Annotated in this window: 1 protein-coding gene; it reads left to right on the top strand. The window is 69.8% G+C overall.

Annotated elements, in window-relative coordinates:
- Positions 1–150: 150 nt before the first annotated feature.
- Positions 151–733, top strand: a 583-nt coding sequence (locus LPA54_RS33920) for a M14 family zinc carboxypeptidase (RefSeq protein ID WP_267487942.1), incomplete at its 3' end; no start/stop codon positions are given.

A 733-nucleotide genomic window follows, 5' to 3' on the forward strand; every position in this document is an offset into this window, starting at 1 on the left:
ACCGACACCCGATCAGAACACCGGCGCCGCCGCCCACTTGGGTGACCGGCGCCGGTTCCCTGTGTCGTGGCGGCGCCCTTGACTCGATCATGTTGTGTCATGAGCCTGGCATCTGTTCGCCGCCGTGGCGGACCTCTTTCAGGGGGGCTCATGAGACGAAGAGCGAGATCGATCCTCGCTGTCGGCACGCTCCTGCTCGGCGGAGCCGGCTTCGCACCTGTCGCCCAGGCACAGCCTGCACCGCCCTCGCCCGGTGATCCCGGCGAGGTCAAGGTCTACCGCGCCGACGTCACACGGCAGCAGGTACCCCTGCTGCTGGCGGCGGGGCTGGACGGTCACGAACTCGGCGAGCGGGTGCCCGAGCGGGGCACGGCCGCCGTCGAGGTGTACCTCACCGAGGGTCAGGCCCGGAAGCTGGAGCAACAGGGCGTCGACCTCACCGAGCACACGCTTCCCGCCCGGGCCGAGAAGCGCGTGGCGGACGCCGCCGAGGGCGTGTTCCGGCCGTACAGCGGCACGGGCGGCCTCAAGGAGGAGATCCTGCGCACCGCGCAGCGCAATCCCTCCCTCACCAAGGTCGTCTCCATCGGGAAGACGATCCAGGGCAAGGACATCCTCGCCCTGAAGCTCACCAAGCACGCCCGCACCAGCAAGGACGGCTCCCGGCCGGCCGTCCTCTACATGGCCAACCAGCACGCCCGTGAGTGGATCACGCCGGAGATGACCCGTCGGC

Origin of the sequence: Streptomyces sp. DH12 (assembly GCF_020873895.1) — a bacterium.
Taxonomy (GTDB): Bacteria; Actinomycetota; Actinomycetes; order Streptomycetales; family Streptomycetaceae; genus Streptomyces.